The organism is Candidatus Woesearchaeota archaeon, from assembly GCA_018303425.1.
GTDB lineage: Archaea > Nanobdellota > Nanobdellia > Woesearchaeales > JAGVYF01 > JAGVYF01.
Map to the genome: position 1 here is coordinate 18,202 of JAGVYF010000022.1, position 9,208 is coordinate 27,409.

Annotated in this window: 10 protein-coding genes; 5 read left to right on the forward strand and 5 right to left on the reverse strand. The window is 29.1% G+C overall.

The window, feature by feature from the left end; all coding sequences use genetic code 11:
* Nucleotides 1-176 precede the first annotated feature (176 nt).
* Complete coding sequence (gene rbcL / locus J4418_03720) at nt 177-1,469, reverse strand: type III ribulose-bisphosphate carboxylase (GenBank protein ID MBS3113163.1); 1,293 nt, start codon at nt 1,467-1,469, stop codon at nt 177-179.
* Nucleotides 1,470-1,481: 12 nt separating this feature from the next.
* Nucleotides 1,482-2,192, reverse strand: coding sequence for an HAD-IA family hydrolase (locus J4418_03725; protein ID MBS3113164.1), 711 nt, complete (start codon nt 2,190-2,192; stop codon nt 1,482-1,484).
* A 79-nt stretch (nt 2,193-2,271) separates the two neighbouring features.
* Between J4418_03725 and J4418_03730 the strand changes: the two genes are divergently transcribed.
* Nucleotides 2,272-2,424 (forward strand): hypothetical protein, encoded by a 153-nt coding sequence (locus J4418_03730; GenBank protein ID MBS3113165.1) that lies wholly within the window; start codon nt 2,272-2,274, stop codon nt 2,422-2,424.
* Between the two features lie 12 nt (nt 2,425-2,436).
* The gene (locus J4418_03735; protein ID MBS3113166.1) at nt 2,437-2,823 is read left to right on the forward strand and encodes a hypothetical protein; all 387 of its coding nucleotides are present in this window, start codon (nt 2,437-2,439) and stop codon (nt 2,821-2,823) included.
* A 16-nt stretch (nt 2,824-2,839) separates the two neighbouring features.
* On the opposite strand, the gene J4418_03740 is transcribed toward J4418_03735, so the two are convergent.
* A complete protein-coding gene (locus J4418_03740; protein MBS3113167.1) occupies nt 2,840-3,418 on the reverse strand; it encodes a hypothetical protein in 579 nt (192 codons plus the stop codon).
* Between the two features lie 308 nt (nt 3,419-3,726).
* Here J4418_03740 and J4418_03745 point away from each other — a divergent pair, with 308 nt between their 5' ends.
* Nucleotides 3,727-4,440 carry a proteasome assembly chaperone family protein gene (locus J4418_03745; GenBank protein ID MBS3113168.1) on the forward strand — a complete coding sequence of 238 codons (714 nt, stop codon included), beginning with the start codon at nt 3,727-3,729 and terminating at the stop codon, nt 4,438-4,440.
* A 448-nt stretch (nt 4,441-4,888) separates the two neighbouring features.
* On the opposite strand, the gene J4418_03750 is transcribed toward J4418_03745, so the two are convergent.
* Both J4418_03750 and J4418_03755 read right to left on the reverse strand, forming a co-directional pair.
* Nucleotides 4,889-5,521 (reverse strand): tyrosine-type recombinase/integrase, encoded by a 633-nt coding sequence (locus J4418_03750; GenBank protein MBS3113169.1) that lies wholly within the window; start codon nt 5,519-5,521, stop codon nt 4,889-4,891.
* Between the two features lie 439 nt (nt 5,522-5,960).
* Entirely contained in the window at nt 5,961-6,506 is a 546-nt protein-coding gene (locus J4418_03755; GenBank protein ID MBS3113170.1) for a hypothetical protein, read from the reverse strand.
* A gap of 103 nt (nt 6,507-6,609) precedes the next feature.
* Between J4418_03755 and J4418_03760 the strand changes: the two genes are divergently transcribed.
* A complete protein-coding gene (locus J4418_03760; protein ID MBS3113171.1) occupies nt 6,610-7,314 on the forward strand; it encodes a hypothetical protein in 705 nt (234 codons plus the stop codon).
* Nucleotides 7,315-8,472: 1,158 nt separating this feature from the next.
* The gene (locus J4418_03765; GenBank protein MBS3113172.1) at nt 8,473-8,997 is read left to right on the forward strand and encodes a hypothetical protein; all 525 of its coding nucleotides are present in this window, start codon (nt 8,473-8,475) and stop codon (nt 8,995-8,997) included.
* Nucleotides 8,998-9,208: the final 211 nt, after the last annotated feature.

Genomic DNA, 9,208 nt, shown 5'->3' on the forward strand with positions numbered 1-9,208 from the left:
GTTCATCCGGAATGACCGTTGACACTATATTAGTATATCATTCTTTACTTAATTTTAACAAGAACCTTCTTGCTTTTAGAGTATATTTAAAGCATACTAATTCGACAACGAAAACGAAGTGATAATTTCGGATTAACCCGGAATTTAATAATTAAAGATTTCCAAAATAAGATTCATTACCCCCACTTTTCAATAGCTTTTGCTAATTCTTTATGTGTTTTGGCATATTCACTTAAAGATATATTTTCCATTGCGGCATCTACAGCTTGCCTAAACGCTGTTGCACCTTTCATAGTTCCTTCCGGGTGCCCATGTACTCCTCCCCCACCCTGCATAACAATGTCATTGCCCATAACTTTCATTACTTGGGGCAATTGTAACGGTGATAAGCCTCCTGAAGCAACTGCAAGCACCGGTTTTAGTCCGTGCCAATCTTGCGCAAGAATATTTTGGCTTATATCTTCTTTAATTCTTTCTCTTTCAATCTCCTGTTCAATTATTAACTCTTCATTTTCAGATCCGTGCATTTTACCAATTCCTGCAGTTCCAATATGCAAAGTATCTACACCAATCAATCGGTAAGTTTTTGCAAGTACCAACATTGAAATCCCCATATCATGATTTCTTGTTAACGCTCCATGCATTGCTCTGTGTCCATGAATAGCTAACTTATTATCTTGACAAAAATCTCTTACTCCATGCAATGCTGACCATCCTGCAGTTAAAACATCATACATGATATATTCACCACCTAATTTTTTAACAATTTTAGCTCGCCTAATCATTTCATTATAAGGCGCCGTGATATTTGCCAAATATAATTTTTTTTCACCAGTTTCTTTTTCGGATTGATCTCTTGCTCTAAACGTTAATTTCATACGTTTATCAAACTGGTTAAATGTCATTGAAGTTAAATTTTCGTCATCTTTAACAATATCAAGACCTCCTGCCCATGATTCGTATGCAACCTTTGCATGCTGTGCAGAAGTTAAGCCAACTTTAGGTTTTACAATTGTGCCAACAAATGGTCTTTTTTTCACACCAGTCATTTTTCTAATTCCTTGGACACCAAACTGCGGTCCCCGGAAAGCTTTAACATGCTTTTTTGTTAAAGCAAAATCTTCAAATCTTAGCCCTTTAATTTCTTTCATTCCAAATATATTCCCTGCAATAGAAGACATTATTCCAGGCATGTTGCCTGTTTCAAACAATTGTTCAGGATATGCAATTTTAATTTGGTTAGTTTTTTCGTTTACATAGAATATATGAGGTTTCAAAGTTTTTGCTATCTTTGGATTCATAGTAGAAATCTTTGTCCAGGTACCAATTGAAGATTCGCCTGCTATATATTCGCACAACCTTTTCAAAGGAACTCCTTTTACAGGAGTTGCTTTATACTGTACAACAACATCAGTAGATTTTGGTTTAGATTTAAGATTTAAAAATTCTAAATTTCCGTATATTGACATATTAGTTCACCTCTAAAAAAATTTATACAATTCAAGGAAATTCTTAATCGTATAATCCGCTTTTTCTTTTGCTTTTATCGGCAAATAATACCTTTTGCCTCTTCTCAACCAAACTGTTGTCATCCCCAGCTTGTTAGCTGGCGCAATATCTCGCACAGGGTTATCTCCAATCATTACAGCCTCAAATGGTTTAACTTTTGCTTGTTTTAAAGCAAATTCAAATATTTCTTTATGCGGTTTTTCATATCCGACTTCCGAAGTAGTTGCAATAATATCAAAATATTTTTTAAATCCTGTTGCTTCTATTCTTTTCAATTGCCATTTTTTAATGCCATTAGTTATCACGCCTAATTTGTATCCTTTCTTTTTAAGATATTGCAGTATAATTTTTGCATCGTAATATCCTTGTATGTTTTGACAGCTAACTTTCCAAAATTCATTTAAAATTTCATTGGCTAATTTTTTATCAAAATTATGTTCAGCCCGCAAAAATTCAACGATCCAATAACCCCTGTCGCATCTTACAGGTAAATCGGGGAATCTTTTTTTAATTCCTTGTTTAACACTGGTAAAAACTTCAAACATATCGCTTAGCTTAAACTTTGGATGTTTTTTGCAGAAATATTCAATAGCTTTAATCTCGGCCATTATTTTAGAGTTTGAAGCTTTGTATGAATAAAGCGTATCATCCAAATCAAAGAATATAGCTTTCACCTTTCCCATATCAATTATTAGGGACTTTCGAGGTTATATAGTTTTTGGTAACGAAATAAATAAAAATCTTAATTATTAAACTAAACTTATGACTAAAATAATCTTAGTTGATATGGATAGGGCATTAGCAGACTTTGATAAAAAAGTTACTGATATTTATAGAGCAAAATTTCCAGATAGGCCTTATGTTAATCTCCAGGATAAAGACACATTCTATTTAGCTGATCAATATCCTCAATAATATAAATCAGACATAAAAGCAATTTCTACAGCACCGGGTTTTTTTAGAAGTCTTGAACCTATTGAAGGGGGCCTTGAAGCTTTAACAGAAATGGAATCTTTAGGTCACAAAGTATTTATTTGTACAAGCCCCCTGGGCGCTTATCAAAACTGCGTAGCTGAAAAATTTGAATGGATTGATAAGCACATAGGGAAAGGATGGATAAAGAAGATAATTATAACAGGAGATAAAACAATTGTAACTGGGGATTATTTGATAGATGATAGACCTGAAATTGAAGGCGTAGAATCAACACCTGCATGGAAACATATTTTATACGATCAACCATATAATCATAATGTTAATAAAAGAAGATTAACTTGGACAAATTATAAAGAAATTTTAAATTTGCAGTTTTAATTTATTAAAATTAATTTTACTTATTGCCGTAATAAAAAAACTTTTCAATTGAAACGTCCCCTGGAGTGTATGAACCTTGCCTAGGATGCGATTCAGGTTTCTTTTCTTCAGCATAGGATTGTCTTTGAATGGTTGGTGTTACAGGTCTATCTTCAATATTGATGACTTGTTCTTTATTTATTTCAGGGACTCTAAAACTAGATTGATTATTTTTTAATCCTTGGATTTCTCTTTTGAGTAGCATTATTTCTTTACCTATATTCTCAAACAATTCTTGGTAAGATTTAAACTGTCCGACAACGTATTGGGTATTTTTAGTCATTGCTTCCTGCCATGTAATTCGTTGTTCTGGACCTTGTGCCAAAACAGAGTCAGGTGTGGATTTAATTGATTCTTCTTCTGAAATTTCTTTTTTATTCTCTTTCTGTTCCATTACTTTTTGTTTCATATGGGAAAAATCAATTGTAATTGAACCACTATCTCTTAACGTATTTTGGGCTTTAGAAACTGCTTCATCTAAACTTGTTGCCATCCCATGGATTAGCATTTCTTTCGCAAGTTTGTTAATCTTCTGAATATCTTCAATATAGCTCATTATAATATTTTCGAACACCCCGCTTATTTAAATGTTGTTAATCTTTGAAATATAGTTACAATTCTCTATAAAATTATATTTCCCAAAATTCTCTTTTTGTAGAATAAACATTTTTGTTAAGAATAGCAATCATTTCTATAATTCAGGGGCTTTGCGCTTTAGATTTATTATCAATATTTACAAATATTAAAATTAATAAACGAACCTCAAATGCGAGCATACTAATTACAATGAACCGGTTCTAGACACTAAATAATCAAAAGATATAAATAACACGTTATATAAATAAATAATAGAGGTGAACTATCATGAAAATTGAATTATATGAAAAACCTAAAAATGTAATCATCATCGAAGGTTTTCCAGGTTTTGGATTAGTAGGAACAATTTCTACAGAATTTTTACTTGACCATTTGGATACAAAATTAATCGGTAAAATTTGGATTTCTGAAATGCCCGCAATTGCTGCAATTCATCAAAGTAAAGTTGTACAACCATTAAGCATACATTATAATAAAAAGTATAACCTTGTAATTGTACATGGAATAACAGCAACAGTAGGTATTGAATGGAAAATTGCTGACGCAGTTTTAGATATCGCAAAACAAATGTCTGCTAAAGAAATTCTAAGTCTTGAGGGTATAGGTTCAAATAAAATGGATGAAATTAACCCTAAAGTATTTTATTATTGTAGTATGTCTACAAAAGGCGAAAAATTCAGAAGTTACAAGGTAGACACACTTAACGAAGGCATAATTATGGGAGTTACTGGTGCACTTTTAATCAAAAATGACAAATACCCATTTTGTTGTTTATTTGCGGAAACAGCAAGTAACTTACCAGATAGTAGGGCTGCAGCAAAAGTTTTAGAAATATTAAATCAATACCTTAATTTAAAAATTGATACAAAACCCTTACTTAAACAAGCTGAGAAATTTGAATCCAAATTAAAAGATTTAATGAAAGGTTCACAAAAAATGATAGATGAACAAAAGAAAAAGCTTCCAACTTATCTGGGTTGAAACTTTTTTGTTTTTTTTATTATTACCAATCGAAACCCGACACAACCAGTCATCGCTTCACTCGACCTGTTTTTTCAGACCCTCATTTTCTACTCACTAAATAATTTAAATGTAAACCGCCTACGAAACACATGAGTGGAAAATGAGATTTGATAGTGCCTAATTGTGAATACATTCAAATTATAGTATAGAAAGGATTTAATTAAAAGTTTTTAGCGTTGATTGCTTATTTTAATGTGAAAACTCACTTTTGCTTTGTCAAAAAATAATATTTTTTTAGTTTTGATTAAAAGAAATATAATATAACTATCGAGTTATATTCTAGACAAGATATATTTTGAAATATTACAAATGCAACCCCTTTTTATTAAATTGCATAACCTCGCCTATCCCACCATTCGCTTTGCCAATTCCACAACAAGCTACGAGTATTAAGCCCTGAAGTAATTTAACCAAATATATCTCCCACTTTCTCTTTTAATTCCTTATCCATCTCCGTTATACTTTTAGTACCATACAAGTCCATAGTTGTCTTATATGAAAGATGACCTAATACTTTTTGAACTACTTCCAGACTAAGTCCTTTATCCTTTAATATTCTCGCACAACTATGCCTTAAAATGTGAGGGTTAATATTTTTTAATTCAGGAATTGGATTCTCAATTTGAGCTCTTTTTCCGATTTTTGCCACAATCCTATTTATTTCGGTAGTTGAAATATGCTCTTCTTTATTAAGATTAGAGACGGCAGGAAAAAGATATTTTGATTGAGAATTATTCAAAATATATTTCATATATATTTTAAGATCTTCAACAAGCTGATTAGAAAAAAGAGTAGCTAATCTTTCAATTTTTTTCTTTCCAATAATTCTAATTTTTTTAGTCTCAAAATTAATATCTTTAAGTTTTATTTTTGCCATCTCAAAGCGCCTTAAGCCACAATAAGCAAAAAGTTTTATAATAATTTTATCACGCAATTTTTCAGCATGTTCAATTAAAGATTTTATCTGATTTTCAGTTAAATGAAATTGACTTCTGGTATGTCCTTTTTTACTCTTAGGTATCTCTAATATTTTATCCATTTTAGGTATTAAAAGTAATGAAAGTATTTAAATGTTACATATTTAGGTTTTTTGTTACATTTTTTATCACATTTTGACATAAGTGTGACATTTTGAGAACTTTTCAAATAAATGCCCCGCATAAGAGAAAAATTGGATTAGACACATTATACTTAGTTTTGAAAAACATTTCCTATAAAAGCTTTATGACGCCCGAAATTATATCTTAAAAATTGAATACATAACTAAAACATTTAATCAATGACTGAATAATTTCTTGGTATGTTTTTTTAATCAGAGCTTAAATGTTTTACACTCGATACAATATATAAAATCATTGGTATATCCAACAAATAAACTTAATTTGAAAGTAATTAATATGTCAAAAATTATTTTATGATTTATGAAATATATCTCTTATATTAATATTCAATACTAACAAAAATTTCTACAATCTTACTCAATAAACGTCAAGCTGTTTTTGTGAAAGTTTAACTACGTTTTGTTCTTTCTGTACTTTTTTAAATTCCTCATCAAGAGTTATTACCGGCTTACCATTGACATATTTTTTAATAATCGGAATACCTTTGCTAATTATATTAGTCAAATAACTTCTGACAAGTGATTCTGACAATGAAAGCGCATTAGCTATCTCTAAATAAGATATCGCTTTTTGTGCTGAATATATGACTGTAAATATACGTTTTTCATTCACTGATAATGGTTCTATTGTAAATCCTTCCACATCTTCAGCAATTTTGAAAGAATCATCTAATTTTTTTAGAAAAATTTCAATATGCTCAAGTCTGCTGGCAAGTTTATCTATATTAGCATCCATCTCTGTAAGATATTCATAATTAACTTGAATCTCATTGCTATTTTCATTAATAGACTCAAGATGGTGATTAAATTCTTCTTTAATTTTATTAAAAGCACGCTTCAGTTGATGCTTTAATGCGACAACAGAAGCCTGTCTTTCATTATCAATTGCAGTAATGATTAACACCCCCTAACGACTTATAAAACCTATTAATATTTAAGCATTTGGAAACCATTATTCAAAAAATTTATAAACATTAAACCCCAAAAATATTATAAAGAGAATTAATATGAAATTTTTTAAAAAGGAAAATACTGAAAATACTGGAATAATTGAACATGTTAAACAGTCTTTTGAAAAAGTTAAAGGGGAAGTTTTACATATAACTGAATGGGTCTATTTTTTCCATCAAAAGCATCAAGAACATGATATTAGGTTAAAATTACTTGAAAATCAGTTAGCATATATGCCTAAAACTCCTGCTGAAATAAACCAGATTATAGAACAGCATTATTCTCATAATTATTTCACTTCGCGTATAAAAACACTAAATCAAAAGGTTGAGAATATTTTAGATAACCACAGACCACTAATTAGACGTTTAGAAGACGTTGAAAGCTCACTTTCAAAAGTTGGGAAAACAGATGAACCACTATATCACAAGATCAAAGAAATTCATGGAAGAATTGAAGCTATTGAAAGAAAAGCAATATCTATTTCCAATACCCCCAAGAATAACTTAAGGGATAAAATTCTAGAAAAAGTAACAAAAAACTCTAAAGAATATGTAAAAAATATTATAGTATCACTTATAGAGAAATATGGTTCTATATCTGGATTTCAATTAAAAGAAATTGTTGTAGATGAACAAGGACTTTGTTCTAAAAGTTCTTTTTATAGACTATTAGGGGAAGTTGAAAGACAGCACCCTATAAGTCTAATTTGGAATGGAAAAGAAAAACATTATGCGTTACATTTGTCAAAAATAGTATAAGTTTTCAAATAATTTTTCCCCATTTTAATAAGAAATTATTGCAGCTAATTTCTAAAAAAAGTTTACACAATTTATTAAAAAATAAATAAATATGTAAACAAGATTTCTAAAAAAGGGACTATCATAGGACAGTCTTAAGATGGGACTAAGACTGAAGAGTGGCGGAAATCCCCAAATTTAGAGGTTTAAGCCATAGTCCCAGTCCCAGAAAGATGGGACTAAGACGGGACTGGGAATGAGAATAAAATTATACAAATTAATTTAATAATTTAAAATAATAACAAAGATTAGATAAAATTTTATTAAAAAATAATAAAAAAAGAAATAAATTTTAATTATTTCAGATAAACTGTCAATCAAAACTAAGCAACATCTAGTTACCACCCCGCTTAGTCTAATTTCTCAAACCTCGATTTTTCACTCGCTAAATAATCAATATAAACCATCAATAAAATCTACAGATAGAATAGGATTTTTAAAAAAGAAATTAATTAAAAAATTCAAAAAGTAACCTTTGGTTTTAAAGGAATATCTATAAAAATTAAAAATATGCCTTTTAAACTCAAAAGTGAGTGAATAAATAATACCTAAAAAGACCATTATAGACAAAATATAGTAAAAGTGAAGTTTATACTATGTAGGGGTATGAATTTTAAAATCCAATTTAGATAATTTAGATTTACATATTATAGTATAATAGTAAATAATAACCTTAATATCTAAATAATACTTGATAATATAAAGTTATTTATCTTAAAATCAGCGCTAAAATCTGCTAAAATCTAATTATGAAGAATCTTATAGAGATCAATCTAAATTATACCATTAAAAAGACTCACAAGATAGGTTTTATCTATGTTTTACCTTTAAAATTAGTCAAAAGTGAGAGTTTAAGCATTTAATCTAAATAATAATACTAATGTATTTTGAAAAATAATCTCTACTATTATATCTTAGCTTAAAGTTTATGAATATATTACTAAATTGCTAAAAGTGAGATTATTAAATAATTTAGAGTTAAAATCTCTGCCAAAATATGAAATTTAAAGCATATAATTAACCTTAATCAAATATAATCTGCTATTATTCGTTGACTATAAATAAGGGAGATACACACCAAAAGTTATATATAATCCATAGTGCCTAATATATATTATTATGGGATTTGTAAGAACCAAAACAATAAAAGGAAAAAAATATGCTTATATCGTCGAGAATAAGTGGACGACAAATGGCCCTCGACAAAAAAGTAAAAAATATTTAGGCAGAGTTTATGCTTTTCCCAAAGAAAAAATATATAATTTTTCAAACTTTTATAAAAATTATAATCTAGAAATAAAAAATTCAAAAGAATTATTGCAAGATTTAATAAAATTGGAATTGTTTAATCATGGCTTTATTTATGACAATGGCTTATGGAATAACGGAGACTGTATTGCTGATGTAAAAAAACTAAAATTTTTGAATGAAAAGGGCAAAAATATCGTATTCTCTATTAATGAGGGTTTATTATGCAAACCTTTAATTGATAAAATATTGAAATTTAAAATTAATTTTAAAGAAAAATATGAAAAAGAAGGTTATGAACTTGCTAAGCTATTAGTTGAGGCAGGATTAAAAATAGAGCCTGAAATATTTATCAGAATTTATGAATTAACTAAACAGACAAATTCCGCTTTATAATTTTACCAACACTGCTCTCAAAACATGATTAAAACACTGCAAATAAATATAGTATATATTCATTAAAAACTAAACACAACCAATAAAACGATATAACCTCGCCTATCCCACTATTCGCTTCGCTCATTCCACAGCAAGCTGTGGGGTATTACGGCGAGGTAAATTCAAAAATAGTTAATTGATCTGAATTTAAACCTTGATTCTTTACATA

Coding starts and splice junctions, on each gene's coding strand:
- rbcL (MBS3113163.1), bottom strand. CDS start 1,469: ATGTCAATATACGGAAATTTAGAATTTTTAAATCTTAAATCTAAACCA.
- J4418_03725 (MBS3113164.1), bottom strand. CDS start 2,192: ATGGGAAAGGTGAAAGCTATATTCTTTGATTTGGATGATACGCTTTAT.
- J4418_03730 (MBS3113165.1), top strand. CDS start 2,272: ATGACTAAAATAATCTTAGTTGATATGGATAGGGCATTAGCAGACTTT.
- J4418_03740 (MBS3113167.1), bottom strand. CDS start 3,418: ATGAGCTATATTGAAGATATTCAGAAGATTAACAAACTTGCGAAAGAA.
- J4418_03745 (MBS3113168.1), top strand. CDS start 3,727: ATGAAAATTGAATTATATGAAAAACCTAAAAATGTAATCATCATCGAA.
- J4418_03750 (MBS3113169.1), bottom strand. CDS start 5,521: ATGGATAAAATATTAGAGATACCTAAGAGTAAAAAAGGACATACCAGA.
- J4418_03760 (MBS3113171.1), top strand. CDS start 6,610: ATGAAATTTTTTAAAAAGGAAAATACTGAAAATACTGGAATAATTGAA.
- J4418_03765 (MBS3113172.1), top strand. CDS start 8,473: ATGGGATTTGTAAGAACCAAAACAATAAAAGGAAAAAAATATGCTTAT.